Raw genomic sequence first — 20784 nt, forward strand, 5'->3', positions numbered from 1 at the left:
ACCATGGAATCACCATGCCGCACTCTGTCCGACTTGCACTGCGCAAAAATGACCGCCGTCGCAGGCGCGATTCATTCTGTTACAGGCTCTAAGTACTTGCCGTAATCGTCTTTCGGAAATCCCGAATGGTGGCCATACCACCGCACGCGCAAGCTTGAAGGCAATAGAAACGCGGAGGAGATCGATGGGCAACAGGATGCTGGCATATGTCGCGGCGGCAGTGAGCCGCCGGACCTTGCGGCCGCATATTCCGAGCGCGGCGCAGATCCGCAGGGGCGTGTATGCCGGCGCGCCGGCGTGGGCCGTTCCCGTCCTCCAGGGCACAAGCCCGGCAAGCGGGCTTGCGGGCCGCCTGTCGCGAAGCGGCACGCGGTAAACGGCGGGTCACGACCCGCCCTGTCTGGATTGCGCTATCGAATCAGATCATCGGCATCCTGATCCCCTGGACCTCGCAGACCGGGCGAATGAAGTGTGCAACGTGCGCCCTGGTCATCCACTGCTTGCCGGAGAGCTGCAGGATCCAGCCGAGGATTTCCGTGTGGGTGCGGCAGCGGTTCAGAGGCAGGCCGTACTTTGTGCGACGGTTGCCGGTGGTGATGTGGAAGCGGATGGTGCCGTTGAGCCGTTCAACCAATTTGCCGAAGTCGGCGGGCTCGATGTCGGCGGCGCAGATGATTTTGGGCTTGAGGATGGATTCGTTCATGTGTTGCTCCTGGATCGTTGGTTAGGGTTAAACGGTGTTTCGTGGGAAAGCGGATTGCCCTACTTCATGGCGCAGCCCATCTCGCGCATCACGCGCTGCGTCCTGGCCAGCACCTTGAGCCGCAGCAGCAGCGTGCGCCGCGCGTTGGCCACCATCAGGCTGACCAGTTGCTGGCGCAGGCCGATCTGCTGGCCGATGGTGCCTTGCGAGTACTCCATGGCGGTGCCGTAGAGGCAGACGCGCCAGTCGCGCGGCATGTCCATGACGATGGCGTGGATGCTGGCGGGCCAGTCCCAGTGGCGGCGTTCGTCGGCGAGGAGTTTGCCGAGGACGTGGTCGGCGTGCTGGTCGGAAGGGCGGCCGAGGCGGTTGGCGGCGTCGTAGGTGGTGCCGGCGATGGCGCCGTCGGCGCCGCTGAGGTTGCGCTGGGGGTTGTCGCCGTGGAAGGTCATGAACCAGTCGATCCACTGGCGCAGGGCTTCGCGGAACAGGGCCTGGTCCGGGTCGGGCCGGTATCTGCGGGTCATGGGGTGATCCTCTTGTGCTCGCCGCCGGGCCGCGCGGTCGGAGGCATGGTGTTGTGGTGGCATTGCAGGCATTTGCGGCGCCGCGTGCCGATCTGCTTGAAGCCCGTGGCGACGGGTTTGCGGGTCTGGCACCAGGGGCAGTAGAAGGTGGGCTGCATGGGGGGCTCCTTGGCCGGGCAGGTGGGTGTTCATTGGTTTGTTTCGCTCTGTTTCGAGGTTGAAAGCGGGCTGCGGCGAGAGTGGGTTTGGCATCTCCCTCGGTACAAATCGCCGCGCGATTCACTCGGGACATTCGGGAATGACATGTCTGCTGCGCCGTCACTCGGCATGCCCGGAGCTTGGCGCTGGCATCTCGATACACCCGCTACGCGGGCACTCGATGCGAACGGAGTTTTCTGTATGGGCGAGGGAAAAGCGGTTCCTGCACCGAGGGTGCGCATCACGCCAGGGCCATTCGGCACACCCGCGACACGCGGCGCGCTCATACCTTCTCCAGCACGGCGGTCACCGTGGGCAGGGGCTGGCGCGGATCGGCGTGCGGATAGCTGGGGCTGTAGACGAGGAAGCCGAGCTGGGGGCCGACATGGCTGGCGCTGACGATGTTGCCGTCCGCCGGCAGGTTGCGCACGCGGGCCTGGCCGCGCAGGAGGAGGTTGAACTGGCTCTTGTCGAGCACGAAGACTTTTACCTGGTGGGACATGTGCCCTCCCGGGCTGGTGTTTGAAGCAGCTGCGAAACGCGGGGGCTTGCGGTGTGTAGGGCGGCCCATGGCCGCCGGCTTTGGGTGGCGCAGCGGCGGCCACGGGCCGCCCTACGGGTGCTGCATGAGGTTGAACCGCGCTCGGGTAACAGAGCGCGAGAGCCGTCTGGGCGCGGTGCACCAGGCTGTTTGCCGGCCCCTGCGCCCAACCGTTCGTCCCGAGTGCGTCGCGAAGCAACGCGTATCGAGGGATGAACAGCAACGGAGTGCCGGGCTTTGAGTAGCGCCGAATTCCGGAAGTAAGATGAGAGCTTGGCACTGGCACCTCGATACATCCGCTGCGCGGACACTCGGTGCGAACGGACTTTTACCAAGCGTCCAGTGTTCAAAGCACAGCACTGCGCGCTCATGATCCCTCCCCCGCATCCTGCCAATGCGCTATCGGCGCACCACGCGGCGCGAAGTCCGGCTCGCCGCCGCGGCTGTCCTCGACCAGCTCGTGAAACGTCTGCGTGGCGCCATTGAAGCTGATGCGCTTGCCGATCCAGCCTTTGCGGCCGCCGCGGTTCTTGAGCAGGCCCAGCTCCATGGTGATGGTGGCCTGGTTGTCTTCGGCCTCGCTGTGGAGGAAGAGGCAGGCGTCGGCGTCCTGTTCGATGTTGCCGGAGTCGCGCAGGTCGGCGAGCGTGGGGCGGCGGCGGTCCTTCTCCACACCGCGGTTGAGCTGGCTCAGGGCGATGATGGGGATCTGCAGGCGCTTGGCGAGTTTCTTGAGGGTGCGGGTGATGGCGCCGATCTGTTCGTTGCGGGTGTTGTAGCCCTCGACTTCGATCAGGCCGATATGGTCGACGGCGGCCCACTCGATGTCGTGCGTGCGCTTGTACTGGCCGATCTGGGCGCAGATGCCGCTCAAGGAGTACGTGTCGGTATCCACGTGCAGCGGCAGGCCGCTCAGTTCCACCCCGGCGTGCGCGGCGGCTTCGTGCGGCTCGCGGTAGCCGCGCATGAGGGCGGAGACGTTGACGCCGGCGGCGCTGGCCATGGCGCGGATGCCCAGTGTTTCCGGGCCCATTTCCAGGCTGAGGATGAGGCCGGCGTGGCCGCGCCGGGCGGCGTGGACGGCGATCTGGTTGAGCAGGGCGGTCTTGCCCAGGCCCGGGCGGCCGGCGATGACGATGAGGTTGTCCGGCTGCCAGCCGCCGGTGCGCGCGTCCAGGCAGGGGATGCCGCTGGGCACGCCGCCGTCGATGCCGGCTTCGCGCTTGCGCTGGGCGAGGCTGATGGCCTGGTCGGCGACGTCGATGATCTCGGCGAAGCTGCGCGCGCGCACCTGCCGGGTGCGGGCGATGCGGGTGAGGCGGGACTGCGCTTCGTCGAGCAGGGCATCCGGCGCCAGCGCGCCGGGGCTGTAGCCCAGGCCGGCGATGTCCTGCCCGGCGGCGATGAGGCCGCGCAGCAGGGCGCGCTCGTGGACGATGGCGGCGTAGGCGGCGGCGTTGCTGGAGCCGGCGGTGTCGACGCTGAGGGTGGCGATGTAGGCCAGGCCGCCGGCTTCGTCGAGCAACTCGCGCTGGCGCAGGTGCTCGCTGACGGTGACGAAGTCCGCCGGCTCGCCGTGCAGCAGCAGCTCGCCGATGGCGCGGTAGATGAGCTGGTGGTCGCGGCGGTAGAAGTCTTCCTCCGCCAGGCGCTGGGTCACGTCGTGCCAGACGCGGTTGTTGAGGAGCAGGCCGCCGAGCAGGGCCTGCTCGGCTTCCAGCGAGTACGGCGGCTGGCGCGTGGCGGGGGCGCTGTTGCGCGCGGCGTGGTTGCGGTGATGGCGGCTCACAGGATGTCTCCTTCACCGAGGTAGGAGACCGGCGCCGTGGGCGGTGGATTGAGCTTGGCCCAGTCGTCGCGGATGGAGGCCATGAAGGCCACGTCCCAGTCGGCATAGCGCGCGGCGCAGCGGACGGCGTAGCTGGTGAAATACTCGAAACGGTGCTCCAGGCGGTCGTGGCCCCTGCGCTGCGCCCAGTCGCGCACGTGCTCGGAGATGGCGAAGTCCTTGGGCAGGTAGGTGCGGCGGACGGGTTTCTCCGGTGGTTCGTCTTTCGGGCCTTTCACGATTTCGTTTTCCAACACAGAGGCTGGTTTGGTGGGCGTGGGTGCATCGGGTGATGAACCGCCTGCTTCCCCTGGCGCATCGCCTGGTGGTGCCTCGCCGCTGTTGTTCACGGCCTGCGCTGCTGCCGGCTGGGGGCTTCCGTCAGGGAAGCCCCCGACAGCCGGTGTGCGAGCGCCTGCCGGCGTGATGACACGCGCCTGCGAACCCGAGCCCTTTTTCGCCGCCGCAGGGGTGCAAAAGGTTTTTTCTTTTTCTTGGTTGTTGGTTATTGGTTCTTGTTTGGCTAAGCCTTGGGTTAGGGTTGGGTTAGGGTTGGGTTTGCCCTGGGTTAGGCCTGGGTTAGGCGTGGGTTTTGTTTCGCGTGGAACATCGCCGCCGAACATGCGCGGCCTGCCGCCCTTCTTGCCGTTGTTGCGGCAGCGCTCGACATTGGACTGGTAATGCGCGATCTCCGCCTCGCAGCGCCTGTGGTAGAGCAGGCCGTCGCGCTCCTCGAAGTAGTTGAGGGCGACGATGAGCACCGCCGCCCGCTCCTCCTCGCCGCGCGCGCCCACGGCGCGGCACAGTGCCTCGGGCGCGGCGGGCAGCGGTTGCTCGTCGAGGTAATACAGATCGAGCATGGTGCGGTAGGCGCCGTGCTCGGCCAGGCTCAGGCCGCGCGTGGCGGCGGCGTAGTCGCCGATGTTGTGGGGGTAGTAATTCATGCCGCCCTGCTCTCCTCCGATAGGTGATGGGTGTGCTGCGCTTCCAGCTCGGCCAGCCGCTGCGCGGGGATCTGCTGCCGATAGGCCGCGGCGCGTTCGAAGCACTGGCGGCTCTCCGCTTCGCTGCTGGCGGCGCGGCGCGCATGCGCCTGCCCCAGCTCGCTGAACTGCCGCCACAGGCGCTCCGCGCCCGCCGCGGACACGCGCGGCACGGTGCTGTACACAGCCGGCTCCTGGCTCATGCCGGGCTCCTTGGGAATAGAAAGCGCCGGCCGCAGCCGGCGAAGGAGGCGCGGACGCGCCTCGGGAGGTAAGCGTTCACGTACCTGTTGGTACGTGTGATATGGATGTGGACCGGATGGCGCATCAGCCCCACCCCTTGCGCTTGCCCAGCGCCAGCGTGCCCCAGCCGATGACGCAGCCGAGCAGCGCGGGGCCGACGATGACGAGGTAGACGCCCAGGCCGTTCATCGCGTGGCCTCGATCTGCAAGGCGAGCTGGGGGGCGGGCGTAGCTTCCGGCAGGCGCTGCGCCCGCCCCGCCCGGCCGCCGATCTTGCCGGCCGCGGCGAACAGATCCGGCCGCATCTGGGCCTTGGTCACCGCCCCGGCGGAGCCGCATTCGAGCGCGGCGCAGGCCTCGGCGGTGAGCTTGCGGGTGTGCAGCCAGCGCCAGATATGGCCCTGTTTGACCCGTCCGCCACAACGCCGGGCCAGCTCGGATTGCGAGCCGGCACAGGCGGCGATGGCCTTGATTACGAAAGGATTTTGATAAAGTTGTTGTGACATGGCCACAACAATTTACAACGTTTGTTGTTATCAGGCAACAACAATCTTTGTTTGCGAATCAACAACGTACGTTGTTAAGTTCACAACATGAATCTCGGCGGACGAATCAAGCAGGTGCGGGAAGAGCTGCGCTGGAGCCAGGAAGAGCTGGCCCGGCGCGCCGGCATGCCCGGCAAGCAGCAGACCATCCAGGCCCTGGAAATGCGCGACAGCAAACGCAGCGACTACGCCGCGGTGCTGTGCAATGCCCTGGGCATCAATCTGCAATGGGCGCTCACCGGCGACGGCCCGCGCTGGTCGGACGAGCACTCGCCCGCCCCCACCGGCTACCGCGTCGAAGAGCCGCCGCCCGCCGCCGCCGACGAATTCACCTTCGTCCCCCGCGTCTACGGCCCCATGCTCTCCGCCGGCCCAGGCCGCTACGCCTGGAAGCAGGAAGTGGTGGACAACACCCACGCCTTCCGCCGCGAGTGGCTGCAAGCCAAGGGCCTGCACACCAACGAGTGCCGCCTGATCAGCGTGAAGGGCGACTCCATGTCGCCTTACTTGCAGGACGGCGACATCGTGCTGGTCAACATGGCCGACCGCGCCGTGAAGAGCGGCGAGGTCTACGCCATCGCCGTGGAAGACGAGCTGCGCGTCAAGCGCCTGGTCCGCCGCACCGACGGCGCCCTGGAAGTGAAGAGCGACAACCCCTCGCCGCAATACCCCACCGAAGTACTGGAAGGGGCGAAGATCGAGCGGCTGAATGTGATCGGGCGGGTGGTGTGGCGGGGCGGGTAAACCTGCATCGGCGACAGAGATGGTCGTAACGGCTTTAATGGGGAGGGCAAATGAATATAAAAACTCTGACCATAGGCTTGTGTGTAGCCCTTGCTCTCGGGGCATGTAAAGACAATAACGACACACAACAACTACAGCGCCAAATAGATGCGTTGGAGAAGAAAGTTCAGTCGTTAGAAAACGCGGCTTTCAAACCAGTGCCGCAGGTTCAATTAGACCCTGCAACAAAAAGCTACGACTACTACGAAGACGGACGATATCGCTTTGCGTTCGCCATAGAAAATATTCGACAACAAGCCGATGGTTTGGTAGTTCAAATAAGCATTGGGAACCTTTCTACGGCGACATTTTCTGGGGTTTCGTTCACCGTTGACTATGGTCGTCGCGAAGGCGAATCTGAGAATCCAGCGACTTGGTACTCTTCCGTTCGTGAAATTAAAAACGTAACAGCACCTAACGATATATTTGCGAGTCGCTGGAACATTGTCGAAGTAAGCCTGCCTAACATAAAGCAGGAAGATTTTGGTTATCTATCCATCATGGATGTGAATTCCAAAAGTATTCAATTTTCCGGCTACGCTCGATAATTCGAATGTCGAAGAAGGGTAAGCACCGATTAGCGGAGCATCGCGGGTCCGGACACTCAACAGGACACTGAAGGTCTATGGATTACGCACGTTTCCGTTCGCGCCTGGGCGCTCACATCCTCGACATCCTCCTGATGATTCCGCTCGTCGGCCTGATGATCGCCATCGGCGCGGGCAACCAGTCCACCGCCATATCGCTCATCCCGTTCCAGGGACTCATCCTCTGCGCCTACACCTTCTACTTCCACGCCAAGTCCGGGCAGACGCTCGGCAAGCGCTGGCTCGGCATCAAGGTGGTGACGCTGGAAGGCGGGCCGATCGGCTACGCCGGATCCTTCCGCCGCAACCTCATCATGCTCTGCGAAAGCCTGCCGTGGATCGCCGCCACCATGATCGCCGCCCTGCATGTGACCGAGGAGCAGTTCAGCACGCTGCATGGGCGCGCCTACACGCAACTGCTCAGGAGCCTGCAGCCGGCGTGGTACCCGGTCGTCGCCAAGGTATTCGCGGTGCTTCTGCTCGCCGAGATCGCTTCCATCTTCCTGAGCAAGCGCAATCAGAGCCTGCACGATTTCATCGCCGGCACCGTGGTGGTGAAGCTGCCGCCGCGGACGCAGCCGCTCGCGCCTGCGCCCACGGAGCCGGTCAATACCTGAGCTGCGCTGAATCGCCAGGAGAGATGTGCAATAGTGGGAGGCGCCGGTTCCGGCCGAGGGGAATCCCGCGGGACGCTGCACAATTGGGCGGCCGGTGCGCCCGGCATCGGGGAATCGAAGTGAGAGAAGTGACCGCATCCATCACCGGCACCGTGGCCGGCATCCTGTCGCTGGCCGCATGCGCGCTATGGGCGTTCGATGGCCCGCTGCTGTTCAGCCTGGTGAGGACCGGCGCCTTGAGCCCCGTCTCGGCGCTTCCGGCTATCGCCTTGGTACTGACGCTGCTGACCGGCGGGATCCGCGCGCTGCGGTGTCGCAGCGGCAAGGTGGTCTTCCCGCTGGCCATGGTGTTCACGATCCTGACGGCCTTCGCCATGCAGTTCTTCAACTTCCTGCCGACGCTCGCGCTCGCCCTGGCGGCCTCCATTGCGGGGCTGGTGTATGCGTTTGCGCCGAAGAGAAATCCGTAGGCCGGCTGCACACGCCCTGGATTACGAGGACGACTACCGATGGCCATGCACAATCCCACCCATCCCGGTAAATTCATCACCGAGGTCTACCTTGAGCCCAACGGCATCAGCGGCCGGGAGCTTGCCCTCAAGCTCAGCGTCGCCGCATCCACCCGGAGCCGGGTCTTGAAAGGCACCAGCGGCATCAGCCCCGAGATGGCGCTGCGGCTTTCCAAGGCGCTCGGCCGCTCGCCCGAGAGCTGGCTCGCCTTGCAGTACAACCACGATCTGTGGCAGGCGAAGCGGACGGTCGATCTGGGCAAGGTCGGCAAGGCCAGGCTTACCGCAGCTTGATACTCAAGCTGCCGTCAGAACATTCCCGGAGGCTCCCATGCCGACCATCGAACACCGCCTCTCCGCCCGCGGCCTGATCCTGCCGCCGCCGATCACGCCGCCGCCGGGCGTGGCCCTGCCCTTCCAGTTCGTGCGGCTGGTCGGCAACCGCGCCATCTTCTCCGGCCACGGCCCGCAGAATCCGGACGGCTCGCTCGCCGCGCCGCTGGGCAAGCTGGGGCGGGAGCTGTCGGTGGAGCAGGGCTACGACGCGGCGCGGCTGACGGCGCTGTCCATCCTTGGCAGTCTGCAACGCGCCCTAGGCGATCTGGATCGCATCACCGCCTGGGCGCGCGTCTTCGGCATGGTCAACGCGGCGCCCGGCTTCAACCGCCAGCCGAGCGTGATCAACGGCTTTTCCGACCTGATCCTCGAGCTCTTCGGCCCGGAGATCGGCGCCCACTCCAGAAGCGCGGTGGGCATGGCGGAGCTGCCGTTCGACATCCCCGTGGAGATCGAGGGCGAGGTGGCGTTTTCCTGAGGTGGGGCGGCGGACTGTGCTGCGGGTGGCTGGCAGGTTACCCTTTGCCGAATAACTGGAGCCAGACTTGAAACCCGCTACCCCGCTGCTACTCGCCGTATTGACACTCGCCTCATTGTCCGGATGCGCCTCGAGACAGGAAGAATCCACAGCGGCAGCCGCCGCCGGAGCCGAAACGCGCCCGTCGCTGGCCGCAAAGTACGCAAGCTCCCGGTCGCAGGATGTGGCCGCTTCGATCCTGCGCAAGTGGAAGCGCCCGCCGGGCTCGGATAAAAATGCCAGAGCGCTGGTGGACGTGGAAATGACCAGCGACGGCGACGTCGTGGTGGCGGAAGTCACCGAGAGCGACGGGGACGCCGCGTTCAATCAGTCGGTGATACAGGCGGTCTATCGAACCAGTCCGCTGCCCACATCCGACGATCCCCGCGAGTTCACTCCCAACGTGAGCATCTGCATCTCGCAGACCCCGCGCAATTGCCGATGAAGTCATGCGGGCTTTCACCCGGGGCCAGGCGGCTACGCTCACCCGCCTCCTGATCACGGCCCTGGCTTGCACCGTGCCTTGTGCCACAGCGCACGGCAAGGCGCCGGAGCGCGCGGTAACAGGCACGGCCGTCATCTCGGCACACGAGCCGGCATTGCGCATCGAGCGGCCGGCTACCGCACAATACGTCGGTGCGGCCCGCTGGGACCTGTACGGCATGGCCGACTGCGAGCTGCACGTCTTCGTCGAGGCCGATGCGCGCAAAAGCGTGGAGCGCCCGTACCGGGTGCAATTCGAAAGCCGCCTGCCGACGGCGCACCTTTGATCATGCAAGTTCGCCATACTAACGCTTTACGTTACTAACGAATTACGTTACTATTCGCCATGGCAATACAGTCCTTCGCGTGCACCGACACGGAAAGCCTGTTCGACGGCACGCGAATCCGGCGTTTCGTCAATATCGAGGCCGTGGCCATGCGCAAGCTGGCGATGCTGAATCGCGCGGGAAAGCTGGACGACCTGCGCATCCCGCCCGGCAACCGGCTGGAAGCCCTCAAAGGCAAGCGCAGCGGCCAATACAGCATTCGCGTCAACGATCAGTTTCGCGTCTGCTTCCGCTGGACCCCACAGGGCCCGACAGACGTCGAGATCGTGGACTATCACTGAGTGAGCAAGCACATGCGCAAGATCCCCTACCCACATCCCGGCGAAATCCTCCTGGAAGAATTCCTCAAGCCCATGGGTATCACCCAGTACCGGCTGGCGAAGGAAATCGGCGTATCGCAGCGCCGGATCGGCGAGATCGTGGCGGGTAAGCGCGGCGTCACGGCGGACACCGGCCTGCGCCTGTCCCGTTTCTTCGGCATGTCCGAAGGGTTCTGGACCGGCCTGCAGCTGGACTACGACGCTGCCCAAGCGAAGGATGCCCTGGCCAAAACGCTCGCCAGGATCAAGCCGTGGGCCGCAAGCGGCAGCCACGCCACCTGAGTGTTGCCGGGCGACCGGTTTTAATCGCCCTCTCCTCAAATCGCCGCCGCCGCATACCGGAACACCGCCATCGCCAGCACCGCCGCGCCCAGCAGCCGGCGGTGACGCGCCCGCTGATCATGGCGCGCTGGCGCAGGGCGGCGATGCGCTGCTGTGTTTCCGCTGAAGGCGGCGCACCTTCCGCGGCCCCTGCCTGCAACTTGAACAGGGCCTGGCCGGCTGGGCGGCCGATCAGCAAGGTCACCGCCAGCGACAGCAGCGCCGCCACGGCGCCGGCGGCGAGCACGCGGGCGCTGGCCGAGTCGTCGTGATGATGCAGGGTGGCGAACAGGTAGATGCCGGAGACGATGGTCAGCAGCGCCGCGATCAGCGAGACGCGGGCGGCGCGCCGCCCCACCAGACTCAGCCAGCGACCGGCGCCTTCCGCCGCGTGCCGCGCCAGCAGGGGCGCCACCACGCCGGCCATGATGAAGGTGGCGCCGGCCCAGGCCACGCCGGACAAGACATGGACCGCGCGGGCCAGCACAATAAGGCTCAGTTCGTTCATCGGTATCTCCTCGTCGCCGATATTGGATATACATACTGTATACTCAACTTATGATTGTCAAGAGCACACCCCGTTCCTACAGCAGCCCCGCGCGCGCCGCCGCCGCCGATGAAACGCGCGCGCGCATCCTCGTCGCCGCCCGCACCCTCCTCGGCGACGGCAAGGGCCTGCCGCCGTTCTCGCTCGACAACGTGGCCAAGCAGGCCGGCGTGACGCGGTTGACGGTGTACAACCAGTTCGAATCCAAGCGCGGCCTGCTGGAAGCGGTGTTCGACGACGTGGCGGAAGAAGGCGGCCTGACCGAATTGCCCGCGGTCTTCGCCGAACCCGACATCGACGTCGCCCTGCGCCGCTTCGTCTCCGTCTTCTGCCGCTTCTGGTCCGGCCACGGCAGCGCCGGCCCGCTGATGCCCAAGTTCGGCGCCCTGGCCAAGCTGGACCCGGAGACCGCCGCCAGCCTGCGCCTGCGCACCGAGCGCCGCCGCCAGTCCCTGACGGTACTGGTCAAGCGCCTGCTGCCGGACGCACCCAAGCCCAGCGCGGAACTGGTGGACGTGCTCTTCGCCCTCACCGGCTTCGAAATGTTCGAAGCCCTCTCCGCCCGCAACCGCAGCGCAGCGGCGGTGGAGGTGCTGGTGCAGGAACTGGTGGCGCAGACGGTGGCGCGGTATCGCGGCGGGAAGTGATGCGGCCATAGGCGCCACTCGCTTCATGCGCCTTCGCGTGGCATCCTGTTGCGAGGGGAATCACAATGACGACGCTTTGATCGGATTGCCCCACAGCCGAGCGCATTCCTGCCTACGACTGCTGATCACGAGCGCTTCCAACCCTACACGCTTCCGCTCCATCAAAGCAGGAATAAGATCGTCAGGCGTGAAGCAGTCCGGTGAACGCGCCCCCCCCGCGCGTTGACGGGCAGACCAGATCCAGGGAGGAACCCCAATGAGCAAACTCAAAGTCCAGGCCTTCTCCATCTCGGTTGACGGCTACGGCGCCGGCCCGGGCCAGAACCTCGAAAACCCGCTCGGCGTCGGCGGCATGGCCCTGCACGAATGGGCCTTCGCCACGCGCACCTTCCAGAAGATGTTCGGCAAGGGAGGCGGCGACACCGGCATCGACGACGACTTCGCCGCCCGCGGCTTCCACAACATCGGCGCCAACATCCTCGGCCGCAACATGTTCGGCCCCGTGCGCGGCCCCTGGCCGGACGAGAGCTGGAAGGGCTGGTGGGGCGACAATCCGCCCTACCATACGCCGGTGTTCGTCCTCACCCACCACGCCCGCGCCCCCATCCCCATGCAGGGCGGCACCACCTTCCACTTCGTCACCGCGGGCATCCACGCCGCCCTGGAGCAGGCCAGGGCCGCGGCCCAGGGCAAGGACATCCGCCTCGGCGGCGGCGTCGCCACCGTGCGCCAGTTCCTGCGCGCCGGCCTCATCGACGAACTGCACCTGGCCATCTCGCCCGTTGTCCTCGGTTCCGGCGAAAACCTGCTGGAAGGCATCAACCTGCCGGAACTGGGCTACCGCGTCACCGAGCACGCCGCCACGGCGAAGGCCACCCACATCGTCCTGACCCGCTGAGGCCGGAGAATAGCGCTGAGCTGAAGCACGCGGAACGCACGCCCCCCGCTACTTCCGGCTACAGGGAAACGCATCCTTGAACGCATCGAGCGCCACGCCGAAGTAATCCTTCTCCATCTGCTCGGGATGATTGCCGGCGTAGTGCGTGAACGCGGCGATGAGCTGCATCCTGGTGGTCTGCGGCGGCACGCAGGCGTCGAACTGCTGCCGGCCCCGCCAGTCCTTCGAGGTGGTTGCCGATTGCAGGCTGGAGAACGCGCCCCAGCAATAGCCGGTATAGAAATCCGTGGGCAGGCGGACCTCGCCGGTGCCGCTCTGCGCCGCGGGAATGGCCTTGCAGGCGGACAGCATCTGCCCCGCGGTGTCCTGCTGCGCATCCGCCGGGAAGACGGCGAGCGCGAAAGCCGCGGCAAGCGGCAACAGCAATCTGCTCATACGGCCATTCATGGGTTCGACCTTGTGTTTCACCGGGAGCCGTCGATACACGGCACGCCGCGCCTGTCGCGGCGCGAGCGGGCCACGAATATACCAGCCTCCCGGCCTTGCCCGGGCGTAGCGGCACCGCCGAGACACGGCAGCGCCGAATCCGGCAGACTTGATCGACGGCGGCGGCAGGACAGCATCCGCAAAGCCCTGCCTGCGCACGCTTCCTGCATCAGTCGCACATAGCATCCGCACCGCAGCGCCACCAGGGAACACCGGTGAACCAAGACCAGCCCCTCCCCCGCGTCCTCGGCGTTTCCCAGGCCACCGCCGTGGTGGTCGGCACCATCATCGGCAGCGGCATCTTCCTGGTGCCGCGCGAGATGATGCAGGCGGCCGGCTCGGCCGGGTTGGTGTACCTGGCCTGGATCGCCGGCGGCCTGCTCTCGCTGTTCGGCGCGTTGACTTACGCCGAGCTGGGCGCGGCCCGGCCACAAGCGGGCGGCGAATACGCCTACCTGCGCGATGCCTACGGCGACCTCGCCGGCTTCCTCAATATGTGGACCTGGTTCGCCGTGGCCAAGCCGGCCTCCATCGCCAGCGTCACCATCGGCATCACCCGCGTGCTCGGCACCTTCCCCGCGCTGGACTTCCTCAACCGCCCCATCGCCCACGGCCTGCCCCTGCTGTGGGCGCAGCCCGCCGCCATCGGCTTCGCCTGGCTCGTCACCGGGCTCAACTACCTGGGCATCGAGAAGGCCGCCAACTTCCAGCTCGTCTTCACCTGGCTCAAGGGCCTGCTGGTGCTGGTCATAGTCGGCTTCTGCCTCTCCGGCGGCCATGGCGACACCGCCAACTTCCACACCCTCCTGCCCGGCGCCACCGGCGGCTTCACCGGCTTCATGATCGCCCTCACCGCCACCCTGTGGGCCTACGACGGCTGGAACGATCTGAACATGGCCGCCGGCGAAGTGAAGAACCCGCAGCGCACCCTGCCGCTGGCCCTGATCCTCGGCCTGCTCATCGTCGCCTTCCTCTACATGCTCACCAACGCCGCCATCCTCTACGTGCTGCCGCCAGCGGACATGGCCGCCTCGCCGCGCCCCGCCGTGGAAGCCATGCTGCGCAGCGCCGGCCCCGTCGGCGCGGGCCTGGTCTCCGCCGCCATGGCCCTGAGCATGCTCGTCACCCTCAACGGCACCGTCCTCTCCGGCGCGCGCATCCCCTACGCCGCCGCGCGTGACGGCCTGTTCTTCCGCCGCATGGCCGCCGTGCACCCGCGCTTCCACAGCCCCGCCAACTCGCTCATCGTGCAGGGCCTGCTCGCCACCGCCCTGCTCCTGCTCAGCGCCGGCTTCCAGGCCCTGTTCGAACTGGCCATCTTCGCCGAGTGGCTGATCTACCTGCTCGCCGCCAGCACCGTCTTCGTCTTCCGCCGCCGCCCGGGCGAACCGCCCTCGCCCTACCGCATGCCCGGCTACCCGGTGGTGCCGGCGCTGTTCGTGCTCGCCGCCGGTGCCGTGCTGGTCTATACCTATGCCACCAACTTCCTGCACTCGCTCGCGGGGACCGCGCTGATCCTGGCGGGGGTGCCGTTGTATTGGTGGATCAGGAAGGGCCAACGACATCCGCCGGTAATCCACTGACCCGCTGTAAAGTCAGTTTGGGCAACTTGAGCAGGAGACCGCGCGGTACGCCCTCTTTCAGGCCGCCCCTACCGTCCATCCGGGCACGTCCGCTCCCGCCCCTTGGACGGGTCGCGCTTGCGCTAATCTGGTGGGCCCAAATCGCCGCCGCGTCCATCCCCGACGCGATGCAAGAGGCCTACGCCACCGCCGATCCGGAACATTGGGTCTTCTGGCAGTGTTTCGAAGATTTGCAGGAGAGAATTCGAATGGCCGACCCAGGGCATCCAATGATTCATGTACAGCTGGAAGAATCCGATTTCCTCCAAGGCAGCAAGCTCGGTACGCGCTGGAGCGTCAAGCGCTGGATTTTTGTGGCGTTCATTCCGAGCGTCATGTATCTCGGCATGGGTTTGTTCCTGATGTTTTCCCCTACCGCGGCACACAGGTATGGCTCCCTGGGGTTGTTCATCATGCTTCTGGTCCCGGCCGGATGGATACTGGGCGCGCTCACCCGACTGATCTACTTTCCCTACAGGGCACGCAAGATGTTCAGGGCGCGGAAGCAGATCAGCAGGCCCTTCACGCTTTCGTGGGGCGAGACTGGCCTCACCGTCGACAATGAGAACGGGCACATGCTCATACCCTGGGGAGATTTCGTCAAATGGCTTCAGGACGAACACGTATTGCTGCTGTTCACTTCCCGCATCCTGTACATGAACATTCCCAAGCGGACGTTCGCGAGCAGCAATCAGTTAGCGGACTTCACTGCACACCTCGTGAAAAAGGTTAATCCCCGGCCCGCAACTCCGGCGGAAAAACCGGCCGCCTTGGATCAACGCTGAATCCAGGCGAAAACTGATTTCAATGAAATGGCAATTGCTCCGATGAACTGGGCCTTGTGGCTGGGCGTATTTCTACTTGCCATCAATATTGTGGCGACGATCGGCGTCGCGTTCAGCCGAACCTACGAGACGCAGCAGAAACTCCTCCATATCCTGTTCATCTGGATCATCCCGGTCATCGGCGCTGTCGTCTGCTGGAATATCCTGCGTGAGGGGCGGCGATCGTGTCACCCGCCGAAAGCCGACAATGGATTGGTGGACGCCAGCGGCAGTTACTCCGCTTCGGGGAACTACGGCAATGGTCACAATCACAGCCACAGCGACCACGGCAATGGCGGAGGGCACGATGGCGGGAGTGGGCACTAGCCGGGCTTTTGCACCAGCTGGCCCAATGACCATGAATCCGCATCCGTTATGACGCTGTACTTCGTCCGCTCAACCGCCTGAAGATCTGACCCAATGGGCTACCACTTCACCACCATCGGCCTAGGCCCCGTCCTGCTGGCGCAAGGCCGCTATGTGCGGCGGGTGACGCCGCGCCTGCCGGAGCCGGACGGGCTGCGCCAGGGCGTCGAGGGGAGCGGGCCGCCGCTGAGCCTGTTGATCCTCGGCGATTCCTCGGCCGCGGGCGTCGGCGTGGCGACGCAGGCCGAGGCGCTGTCCGGCCAGCTCGTTGCCGCGCTCGCCGCCGCGTTCCGCGTGTCGTGGAAGCTCGTCGCCACCAGCGGCCTGACCAGTGCGGAAGTCCTGGCGCGGCTTGAGGCGGAACCGCAGCAGCCTTTCGACATCGTCGTCACCGCCACCGGCGTCAACGACGTCACCGGCAGCACCGGCCGGGCGCAATGGCTGGCGGTGCAGCAGCGGCTGGTCGCGTTGCTGAAGGGCAGATTCCGGGCCCGGCACATCCTGCTTTCCAGCCTGCCGCCCCTGCACCATTTCCCCGCCCTGCCGCAGCCGCTGCGCTGGTACCTGGGCCTGCGCGCCCGGCGGCTCAACCGGGACCTGCGTCACTGGGCGCCGCGTAACGAGGGCTGCACCTTCGTCCCCATCGATTTCCCGCTGGATCTGTCACTGATGGCCTCCGACGGCTTTCATCCCGGCGCGGGCGCCTATGCCCTGTGGGCGCGCCAGTTGGCCGGGATCATCCGCCGCCTGGAGCCGGCGGCGATCATGGCGGCGCGGCAATGGAGCGCCGACGGGCTTCAGACTTCATAGGACGCTCTCGCTGCGGCATGGCCATTCAAGCCTCACCCGGAAGCGCAAAATCACCACATCCAGGGGGAGACACATGATCTACAAAGGCAGCTGCCACTGCGGGCAAATCTCCTTCGAAGCCGAAGGCATGCTGGAGCAGGCGATGGAGTGCAATTGCTCGCACTGCAACCGCAAGGGCTACCTGCTTTGGTTCGTGCCGCGCAGCCGCCTCACCCTGCTCAAGCCCGACGCGAAGCTGGCTACCTACACCTTCAACAAGCACGTCATCCAGCACCATTTCTGCCCGACGTGCGGCTGCGCACCCTTCGGCTTCGGCAAGGACCGCTCCGGCGCGGAGACGGCGGCGGTCAATGTCCGCTGCCTGGAAGGCGTGGACGTGGCCGCGCTGAAGCGGATCGCGGTGGACGGGCGTTCGTTCTGATACCGTCCGGCCCAGCCGGGGATCGCCTGGACAACAAGGAACAGGTCGACGGCGTCAAGGCTGTACCCACAGCGGCAACCTGCCTCACTCCCCCGCCGGCACCATCCGCATGACGATGGGCACGATGTAGTCGCGGGCGAAAGCGCGGATCTGGCGCTCACTGTCCAGCGGCACGCCACCCTGCGGCGTCAGGATCAGCGACTGCGCCATGCGCGTGAGGATCTCCGCCACCGGCCGCGGATCGTAGGCCGGCACCTCGCCGCGTCGCTGCGCATCGCGGATCTGCTGGGCGATGAAGGTGCTGACGATGGCGACGACCGGGCCGGCCTGCAGCGTCATCACCGGCAGCAGATCTTCCGGCTCGATCGCCATCAGCCGCACCAGCAGGGGATGGCCGCGCATGGTGCGCAGGGCGAAGACGAAGCTCTCCACGATGCGCTGCTCCGGCGTGGCCAGCGGCAACATCACCGTGCGCATGTCGCCGATCAGGCGCCGGCACTCGCGCAGCAGCACCGCTTCGAGCAAGCGGTCCTTCTGCGGAAAACGGCGGTAGATGGTGACGCGGCTCAGCCCGGCGCGCTTGGCCACGTCCTCCATGCTGCTGCGGCGCAGGCCCACGCTCTGGAACTGCTCCAGCGCCGCGTCGAGGATGCGGTCGCCGGTGGCGTCGGCCGGCGCCGACGTATCGTCGGTGATGAAACGGGCGAGCTGGGCGGCGAGCGTGGCGGACATGTCCCGCAGTTTATCCCAGCGGCGGCTTGCTCCGGATGATCAGGCCGCAGCCTCGGTGATATGCCGCGCCGCCTGCCCGATCTGCGCCGACTCCGGCCCGGTCATCGAGCGCACGAACGCGATCGTCGCCCGCCGCCCGTGCCGCGCCTGCCATTGCCGCCCGCCCGGCAGCAGCCACACCAACAGGCGCCATAGCAAGTTCGGCGGCGCTCGCAGCAGCGGATACCAGGGCAGCACGTTCTCCGGCAGCCCGAGATTGCGCATGCCGGCGCGGCCGACGAAGAAACGGCTGACGCTCAGATGGCGCGCATACTGATAGCGTCGGCGCAGCCAGCGCAGGCGCGTGTAGGGACGCTGCAGCGGCTCGTTCATCAGCGCCTGGCCGAGCTGCTTGCTGGTCTCGTCCGGGTTGGTGATGCTCAGCGAGAACTGGTACAGCAGGATGCGCCCCTCCCGCTCGTCGCGCGGCACCCATTGATCTTCCACGCCGATCAGCCAGGCGGCATAGCGGCCCAGGTGCATCGCCGCGCGCGAATCGCGCCGCGTCAGCGGCACGCCCATCATGCGACCGCCCAGCAGCATCACCATCGGAAAGGCCAGGGCGGTGGCGGCCATATCCACCTGGTTGATCGGCAGGCCCCACTCTTCCAGGCGCCACTGCGGCAGGCGCCCGACGTGGCGCCGCACCAGCGCATGAATCATCCGCACCCGCACGGTGGACTTGAAGCCGACGCCGAAGCGCTCCATGCCCCCTTTCTCGGTGCAGTCCAACCACCATTGCACGGTTTCCGCCACGCGCCGCCCCGCACCTTTCTGCAAGGCCCCGGTGAGCAGCAAAGCCTTGTTGAAGGCCGATGCTTGATAGCCGCCCATCAGGGCCAGATCGCGATCGACCAGGAAATAATCCATGCCGCCGCGGTCATTGACCAGCGCGCCTTCCGCCACCAGCTTCATGTCCACCCAGTCCGGCCGCCGCTCCACCACGGCGAAGAACTCGCGCAGCGGCGCCGGCGCCTCGGGCACCGACTCGATGCCGTTCTCCAGCGCGCGCTCGAACAGCGGCCGCGTCACTTTCATGTCCCCGGCCAGCATCCACTCCACCAGCCGGTCCGCCGGCGCGTCGCCGCGCATCAGGTCCTCGCCCATCGCCTGCCAGCGCGCGGCGTCCGGCTCCGGATCACCGCGCATCACCAGGCGCAAGGTGCCGAGCAATCCACGCGCCTGCTCGCGCGCGGCGCCGTGACGGCTCGGGATGAAGCCCGGCGGCAGGGACCGCGGCGGCAAAGGCGCGGCGGCTGCCGCCACTGGCTGATCGAGGACTGAAGGCATGGTCGCGCTCCCGCTTGGATAGATACAATGTTACAAATAACATACTCTTGTATCATTGCAAAGCGCAAACCGCCGCTTCACTGCTGAAGCAACCGCTCCCCTGGCGCTACACCACCCCCACCTCATGCCGCGCGAACTCCCGCGCGATCCAGTCGATGAACACCCGCACACGCGGCGACAACTGGCGCCGGTGCGGATAGAGCAGCGACACTGGCGTCGCTGAAGGCGGCCACTGCGGCAGCACCGCCACCAGCGTGCCGGCCGCAAGATCCGCCGCCAGGTGATAACGCGGCGCCTGGATCAGGCCAAGGCTGAGGCGTGCGGCGGCGATAACGCCGACCACATGTCCTTCGGCCCCGCCGAAGCCTTCACTACGGAGCAGTTCGCCGAGTTGTAGGACATCAATGTGCACGAAGCGGATCGCGCGCCCCGCCCCAAACCGGCGGGGCGCGCCATTTCCAGCCCCGTTCAACCGTTCGGCGGGATATTTCGGATCCAGTGGAACCCTGGCACACTGCTCCCGGTCTTAATGCTGCAATGCACCATTTTTGACGGAGCAGCACCGGCATGATGCCTGTCCAGCGTGATTACGAATTCGACCTGCCCGCCTCCCGCCTGTCCAGCTGGCACCCTGACGGCGCGGGCGTGAGCCATTTCTTCAATGCCCTGTCCCTGTTCTTTCCGCCGGGCGAGCGCTTCTTCATCGGCAGCGTGCGCAACTACCGCGCCTGCGTGAGCGACGACCGCCTGAAGCGCGAAGTCAAAGCCTTCATCGGCCAGGAGGCCATGCACGGCCGCGAGCACGAAGCCTACAACCAGCAGCTCGAAGAGGCCGGCCTGCCCGCTGCCGAGCTCGAACAGCTGGTGAAAAAAGTGCTGGACCTCGTGCAGAAGACCGCGCCGAACGCCTGGCAGCTCTCCGTCACCATCGCCCTGGAACACTTCACCGCCATCCTCGCCGACAACCTGCTCGGCAACGAACGCATGCTGCACGGCGCGCAGGAACAATACCGCCAGCTCTGGCTGTGGCACGCCCTGGAAGAAACCGAACACAAGGCCGTCGCCTACGACGTCTGGCGCCAAGCCATGGGCGACGGCGTGGAAGCCTACGTCGTGCGCTGCGGCGGCATGCTCATCACCGGCGCCGCCTTCGTCGCCCTCGTCGCCGCCTTCAGCGCGGTGCTGATCGAGAAGGACGCAAGCCGAGGCGCCAGGCCGGGCCGCCTCGCCGCCTACCGCCCGCTCGCCGGCTTCCTCCTCGGCCGCGACGGCCTGCTGCGCAAAGGCCTCCCCGCCTGGCTCGACTACTTCCGCACCGACTTCCACCCCTGGCAGCACGACAACCGCCGCCTGCTGCGCCGCCTGAAGGAAATCGCCCCCGCGCAGCAACAGCGCAAGCAACTGGCGCAAGCCGCCTGAGTACCCTCATGTCCAATCCGTACTGGATGGTCGCCGCACCGCTTGCCGGCGCAGCGATGGTATTCGCCGCGACGCAAGTCCGCCAATTGCGCCGCGGCAGGACTTTGCGAGCGCCGACTCCAGGCTTCACCATCGACCTGGAAGGCCTGACCGAAGAACTGACCAATCCCTTGGCACGGTCATTCGACCCACCGGAATTTCCCGAGCCCCGCCTGAGCGGGCATGCCGCGTTGCCCTGGTGGCGGCGCCACGGCTAGGTCAGAAGCACGGGCTGGTTCCCGGCAGACCATCTCGC

General features: G+C 66.2%; 31 protein-coding genes and 1 pseudogene. 19 read left to right on the forward strand and 13 right to left on the reverse strand.

The genetic code is table 11. The features are described 5' to 3' along the window. Window positions 1-418: 418 nt before the first annotated feature. The 8 genes from BP26_RS0107230 to BP26_RS0107270 all read right to left on the reverse strand — a co-directional run bounded on the left by BP26_RS0107230 (window position 419) and on the right by BP26_RS0107270 (window position 5529). Window positions 419-703, reverse strand: coding sequence for a hypothetical protein (locus tag BP26_RS0107230; protein WP_029919906.1), 285 nt, complete (start codon window positions 701-703; stop codon window positions 419-421). 59 nt (window positions 704-762) lie between these two features. After that, window positions 763-1230, reverse strand: coding sequence for a hypothetical protein (locus tag BP26_RS0107235; protein ID WP_029919907.1), 468 nt, complete (start codon window positions 1228-1230; stop codon window positions 763-765). Then, window positions 1227-1388: a hypothetical protein gene (locus tag BP26_RS29295; protein ID WP_157572408.1), complete on the reverse strand. Its 162-nt coding sequence runs from the start codon at window positions 1386-1388 to the stop codon at window positions 1227-1229. The genes BP26_RS0107235 and BP26_RS29295 overlap by 4 nt, the downstream gene beginning before the upstream one ends. Before the next feature lie 323 nt (window positions 1389-1711). Next, window positions 1712-1930: a hypothetical protein gene (locus tag BP26_RS0107245; RefSeq protein ID WP_029919908.1), complete on the reverse strand. Its 219-nt coding sequence runs from the start codon at window positions 1928-1930 to the stop codon at window positions 1712-1714. A gap of 406 nt (window positions 1931-2336) precedes the next feature. Further along, window positions 2337-3758: a replicative DNA helicase gene (locus BP26_RS0107250; protein ID WP_051748551.1), complete on the reverse strand. Its 1422-nt coding sequence runs from the start codon at window positions 3756-3758 to the stop codon at window positions 2337-2339. Further along, window positions 3755-4741: a YdaU family protein gene (locus tag BP26_RS27440; protein ID WP_051748554.1), complete on the reverse strand. Its 987-nt coding sequence runs from the start codon at window positions 4739-4741 to the stop codon at window positions 3755-3757. Before BP26_RS27440 ends, BP26_RS0107250 begins: the two co-directional genes overlap by 4 nt. Beyond that, window positions 4738-4983, reverse strand: a complete 246-nt coding sequence (locus BP26_RS0107260; RefSeq protein WP_029919911.1) for a hypothetical protein — start codon at window positions 4981-4983, stop codon at window positions 4738-4740. The genes BP26_RS27440 and BP26_RS0107260 overlap by 4 nt, the downstream gene beginning before the upstream one ends. A 225-nt stretch (window positions 4984-5208) precedes the next feature. Further along, window positions 5209-5529, reverse strand: coding sequence for a YdaS family helix-turn-helix protein (locus BP26_RS0107270; RefSeq protein WP_084182887.1), 321 nt, complete (start codon window positions 5527-5529; stop codon window positions 5209-5211). An 87-nt stretch (window positions 5530-5616) separates the two neighbouring features. On the opposite strand from BP26_RS0107270, the gene BP26_RS0107275 reads away from it, so the two are divergent. The 10 genes from BP26_RS0107275 (at window position 5617) to BP26_RS0107315 (ending at window position 10349) form a co-directional block, all read left to right on the forward strand. Continuing rightward, window positions 5617-6312: a LexA family transcriptional regulator gene (locus BP26_RS0107275; RefSeq protein ID WP_029919913.1), complete on the forward strand. Its 696-nt coding sequence runs from the start codon at window positions 5617-5619 to the stop codon at window positions 6310-6312. Between the two features lie 50 nt (window positions 6313-6362). Beyond that, the gene (locus tag BP26_RS28340; protein WP_084182888.1) at window positions 6363-6899 is read left to right on the forward strand and encodes a DUF3251 domain-containing protein; all 537 of its coding nucleotides are present in this window, start codon (window positions 6363-6365) and stop codon (window positions 6897-6899) included. 77 nt (window positions 6900-6976) lie between these two features. Next, entirely contained in the window at window positions 6977-7555 is a 579-nt protein-coding gene (locus BP26_RS0107280; RefSeq protein ID WP_029919914.1) for an RDD family protein, read from the forward strand. Window positions 7556-7683: 128 nt separating this feature from the next. Continuing rightward, window positions 7684-8025, forward strand: a complete 342-nt coding sequence (locus BP26_RS0107285) for a hypothetical protein (RefSeq protein ID WP_029919915.1) — start codon at window positions 7684-7686, stop codon at window positions 8023-8025. A gap of 39 nt (window positions 8026-8064) precedes the next feature. Beyond that, window positions 8065-8358: a HigA family addiction module antitoxin gene (locus tag BP26_RS0107290; protein WP_029919916.1), complete on the forward strand. Its 294-nt coding sequence runs from the start codon at window positions 8065-8067 to the stop codon at window positions 8356-8358. A gap of 37 nt (window positions 8359-8395) precedes the next feature. Further along, window positions 8396-8878, forward strand: coding sequence for a RidA family protein (locus BP26_RS0107295; protein ID WP_029919917.1), 483 nt, complete (start codon window positions 8396-8398; stop codon window positions 8876-8878). Window positions 8879-8945: 67 nt separating this feature from the next. Continuing rightward, window positions 8946-9362 carry an energy transducer TonB gene (locus BP26_RS28345; RefSeq protein WP_169740659.1) on the forward strand — a complete coding sequence of 139 codons (417 nt, stop codon included), beginning with the start codon at window positions 8946-8948 and terminating at the stop codon, window positions 9360-9362. A gap of 4 nt (window positions 9363-9366) precedes the next feature. Continuing rightward, window positions 9367-9687 (forward strand): hypothetical protein, encoded by a 321-nt coding sequence (locus BP26_RS0107305; protein WP_029919919.1) that lies wholly within the window; start codon window positions 9367-9369, stop codon window positions 9685-9687. A gap of 59 nt (window positions 9688-9746) precedes the next feature. Next, complete coding sequence (locus BP26_RS0107310; protein WP_029919920.1) at window positions 9747-10028, forward strand: type II toxin-antitoxin system RelE/ParE family toxin; 282 nt, start codon at window positions 9747-9749, stop codon at window positions 10026-10028. Window positions 10029-10040: 12 nt separating this feature from the next. After that, a complete protein-coding gene (locus BP26_RS0107315) occupies window positions 10041-10349 on the forward strand; it encodes a HigA family addiction module antitoxin (RefSeq protein ID WP_029919921.1) in 309 nt (102 codons plus the stop codon). Here the strand turns inward: BP26_RS0107315 and BP26_RS0107320 are convergent. Then, window positions 10312-10896, reverse strand: coding sequence for a DUF1772 domain-containing protein (locus tag BP26_RS0107320; protein WP_029919922.1), 585 nt, complete (start codon window positions 10894-10896; stop codon window positions 10312-10314). The two genes, BP26_RS0107315 and BP26_RS0107320, sit on opposite strands and share 38 nt — an antisense overlap. Before the next feature lie 50 nt (window positions 10897-10946). On the opposite strand from BP26_RS0107320, the gene BP26_RS0107325 reads away from it, so the two are divergent. Next, a complete protein-coding gene (locus tag BP26_RS0107325; RefSeq protein ID WP_029919923.1) occupies window positions 10947-11582 on the forward strand; it encodes a TetR/AcrR family transcriptional regulator in 636 nt (211 codons plus the stop codon). Window positions 11583-11838: 256 nt separating this feature from the next. Continuing rightward, the gene (locus BP26_RS0107330) at window positions 11839-12480 is read left to right on the forward strand and encodes a dihydrofolate reductase family protein (RefSeq protein WP_029919924.1); all 642 of its coding nucleotides are present in this window, start codon (window positions 11839-11841) and stop codon (window positions 12478-12480) included. 48 nt (window positions 12481-12528) lie between these two features. Here BP26_RS0107330 and BP26_RS0107335 read toward each other — a convergent pair whose 3' ends face one another. Further along, window positions 12529-12915 carry a Rap1a/Tai family immunity protein gene (locus BP26_RS0107335; protein WP_029919925.1) on the reverse strand — a complete coding sequence of 129 codons (387 nt, stop codon included), beginning with the start codon at window positions 12913-12915 and terminating at the stop codon, window positions 12529-12531. 266 nt (window positions 12916-13181) lie between these two features. Here BP26_RS0107335 and BP26_RS0107340 point away from each other — a divergent pair, with 266 nt between their 5' ends. From BP26_RS0107340 to BP26_RS0107360, 5 genes are all read left to right on the forward strand, one after another. After that, window positions 13182-14549 carry an APC family permease gene (locus BP26_RS0107340; RefSeq protein ID WP_036516283.1) on the forward strand — a complete coding sequence of 456 codons (1368 nt, stop codon included), beginning with the start codon at window positions 13182-13184 and terminating at the stop codon, window positions 14547-14549. Window positions 14550-14716: 167 nt separating this feature from the next. Continuing rightward, window positions 14717-15373: a YcxB family protein gene (locus BP26_RS0107345; RefSeq protein WP_084182890.1), complete on the forward strand. Its 657-nt coding sequence runs from the start codon at window positions 14717-14719 to the stop codon at window positions 15371-15373. Window positions 15374-15415: 42 nt separating this feature from the next. Beyond that, window positions 15416-15739 (forward strand): hypothetical protein, encoded by a 324-nt coding sequence (locus BP26_RS0107350; protein WP_029919928.1) that lies wholly within the window; start codon window positions 15416-15418, stop codon window positions 15737-15739. A 93-nt stretch (window positions 15740-15832) separates the two neighbouring features. After that, entirely contained in the window at window positions 15833-16588 is a 756-nt protein-coding gene (locus BP26_RS0107355) for an SGNH/GDSL hydrolase family protein (RefSeq protein ID WP_084182891.1), read from the forward strand. A 73-nt stretch (window positions 16589-16661) separates the two neighbouring features. Then, window positions 16662-17009, forward strand: a complete 348-nt coding sequence (locus BP26_RS0107360) for a GFA family protein (protein WP_029919930.1) — start codon at window positions 16662-16664, stop codon at window positions 17007-17009. 84 nt (window positions 17010-17093) lie between these two features. Here the strand turns inward: BP26_RS0107360 and BP26_RS0107365 are convergent, their stop codons facing one another. The 3 genes and pseudogenes from BP26_RS0107365 to BP26_RS28350 form a co-directional block, all read right to left on the reverse strand. Next, complete coding sequence (locus BP26_RS0107365) at window positions 17094-17741, reverse strand: TetR/AcrR family transcriptional regulator (RefSeq protein ID WP_084182892.1); 648 nt, start codon at window positions 17739-17741, stop codon at window positions 17094-17096. 39 nt (window positions 17742-17780) lie between these two features. Next, window positions 17781-19070 (reverse strand): oxygenase MpaB family protein, encoded by a 1290-nt coding sequence (locus tag BP26_RS0107370; RefSeq protein WP_157572409.1) that lies wholly within the window; start codon window positions 19068-19070, stop codon window positions 17781-17783. 106 nt (window positions 19071-19176) lie between these two features. Beyond that, window positions 19177-19401, reverse strand: a pseudogene (locus BP26_RS28350) (LysR substrate-binding domain-containing protein); the annotation flags it as partial. Between the two features lie 236 nt (window positions 19402-19637). On the opposite strand from BP26_RS28350, the gene BP26_RS0107380 reads away from it, so the two are divergent. Together BP26_RS0107380 and BP26_RS0107385 are read left to right on the forward strand one after the other, a co-directional pair. Further along, the gene (locus tag BP26_RS0107380) at window positions 19638-20489 is read left to right on the forward strand and encodes a metal-dependent hydrolase (RefSeq protein ID WP_029919934.1); all 852 of its coding nucleotides are present in this window, start codon (window positions 19638-19640) and stop codon (window positions 20487-20489) included. An 8-nt stretch (window positions 20490-20497) separates the two neighbouring features. Beyond that, a complete protein-coding gene (locus BP26_RS0107385; RefSeq protein ID WP_029919935.1) occupies window positions 20498-20746 on the forward strand; it encodes a hypothetical protein in 249 nt (82 codons plus the stop codon). Window positions 20747-20784: the final 38 nt, after the last annotated feature.

The organism is Nevskia soli DSM 19509 (assembly GCF_000711955.1).
Lineage (GTDB): Bacteria > Pseudomonadota > Gammaproteobacteria > Nevskiales > Nevskiaceae > Nevskia > Nevskia soli.

Excerpts from the sequence above, each read along its gene's own strand:
- BP26_RS0107280 (WP_029919914.1), top strand. The coding sequence starts at position 6,977 with ATGGATTACGCACGTTTCCGTTCGCGCCTGGGCGCTCACATCCTCGAC.
- BP26_RS0107360 (WP_029919930.1), top strand. The coding sequence starts at position 16,662 with ATGATCTACAAAGGCAGCTGCCACTGCGGGCAAATCTCCTTCGAAGCC.
- BP26_RS0107335 (WP_029919925.1), bottom strand. The coding sequence starts at position 12,915 with ATGAGCAGATTGCTGTTGCCGCTTGCCGCGGCTTTCGCGCTCGCCGTC.
- BP26_RS0107235 (WP_029919907.1), bottom strand. The coding sequence starts at position 1,230 with ATGACCCGCAGATACCGGCCCGACCCGGACCAGGCCCTGTTCCGCGAA.
- BP26_RS0107315 (WP_029919921.1), top strand. The coding sequence starts at position 10,041 with ATGCGCAAGATCCCCTACCCACATCCCGGCGAAATCCTCCTGGAAGAA.
- BP26_RS0107385 (WP_029919935.1), top strand. The coding sequence starts at position 20,498 with ATGTCCAATCCGTACTGGATGGTCGCCGCACCGCTTGCCGGCGCAGCG.
- BP26_RS0107290 (WP_029919916.1), top strand. The coding sequence starts at position 8,065 with ATGGCCATGCACAATCCCACCCATCCCGGTAAATTCATCACCGAGGTC.
- BP26_RS0107380 (WP_029919934.1), top strand. The coding sequence starts at position 19,638 with ATGATGCCTGTCCAGCGTGATTACGAATTCGACCTGCCCGCCTCCCGC.
- BP26_RS0107345 (WP_084182890.1), top strand. The coding sequence starts at position 14,717 with ATGCAAGAGGCCTACGCCACCGCCGATCCGGAACATTGGGTCTTCTGG.
- BP26_RS29295 (WP_157572408.1), bottom strand. The coding sequence starts at position 1,388 with ATGCAGCCCACCTTCTACTGCCCCTGGTGCCAGACCCGCAAACCCGTC.
- BP26_RS27440 (WP_051748554.1), bottom strand. The coding sequence starts at position 4,741 with ATGAATTACTACCCCCACAACATCGGCGACTACGCCGCCGCCACGCGC.
- BP26_RS0107295 (WP_029919917.1), top strand. The coding sequence starts at position 8,396 with ATGCCGACCATCGAACACCGCCTCTCCGCCCGCGGCCTGATCCTGCCG.
- BP26_RS0107230 (WP_029919906.1), bottom strand. The coding sequence starts at position 703 with ATGAACGAATCCATCCTCAAGCCCAAAATCATCTGCGCCGCCGACATC.
- BP26_RS0107270 (WP_084182887.1), bottom strand. The coding sequence starts at position 5,529 with ATGTCACAACAACTTTATCAAAATCCTTTCGTAATCAAGGCCATCGCC.
- BP26_RS0107350 (WP_029919928.1), top strand. The coding sequence starts at position 15,416 with ATGAACTGGGCCTTGTGGCTGGGCGTATTTCTACTTGCCATCAATATT.
- BP26_RS0107325 (WP_029919923.1), top strand. The coding sequence starts at position 10,947 with ATGATTGTCAAGAGCACACCCCGTTCCTACAGCAGCCCCGCGCGCGCC.
- BP26_RS0107370 (WP_157572409.1), bottom strand. The coding sequence starts at position 19,070 with ATGCCTTCAGTCCTCGATCAGCCAGTGGCGGCAGCCGCCGCGCCTTTG.
- BP26_RS0107305 (WP_029919919.1), top strand. The coding sequence starts at position 9,367 with ATGCGGGCTTTCACCCGGGGCCAGGCGGCTACGCTCACCCGCCTCCTG.
- BP26_RS0107275 (WP_029919913.1), top strand. The coding sequence starts at position 5,617 with ATGAATCTCGGCGGACGAATCAAGCAGGTGCGGGAAGAGCTGCGCTGG.
- BP26_RS0107330 (WP_029919924.1), top strand. The coding sequence starts at position 11,839 with ATGAGCAAACTCAAAGTCCAGGCCTTCTCCATCTCGGTTGACGGCTAC.
- BP26_RS0107365 (WP_084182892.1), bottom strand. The coding sequence starts at position 17,741 with ATGTCCGCCACGCTCGCCGCCCAGCTCGCCCGTTTCATCACCGACGAT.
- BP26_RS0107310 (WP_029919920.1), top strand. The coding sequence starts at position 9,747 with ATGGCAATACAGTCCTTCGCGTGCACCGACACGGAAAGCCTGTTCGAC.
- BP26_RS0107355 (WP_084182891.1), top strand. The coding sequence starts at position 15,833 with ATGGGCTACCACTTCACCACCATCGGCCTAGGCCCCGTCCTGCTGGCG.
- BP26_RS0107245 (WP_029919908.1), bottom strand. The coding sequence starts at position 1,930 with ATGTCCCACCAGGTAAAAGTCTTCGTGCTCGACAAGAGCCAGTTCAAC.
- BP26_RS28340 (WP_084182888.1), top strand. The coding sequence starts at position 6,363 with ATGAATATAAAAACTCTGACCATAGGCTTGTGTGTAGCCCTTGCTCTC.
- BP26_RS0107260 (WP_029919911.1), bottom strand. The coding sequence starts at position 4,983 with ATGAGCCAGGAGCCGGCTGTGTACAGCACCGTGCCGCGCGTGTCCGCG.
- BP26_RS0107320 (WP_029919922.1), bottom strand. The coding sequence starts at position 10,896 with ATGAACGAACTGAGCCTTATTGTGCTGGCCCGCGCGGTCCATGTCTTG.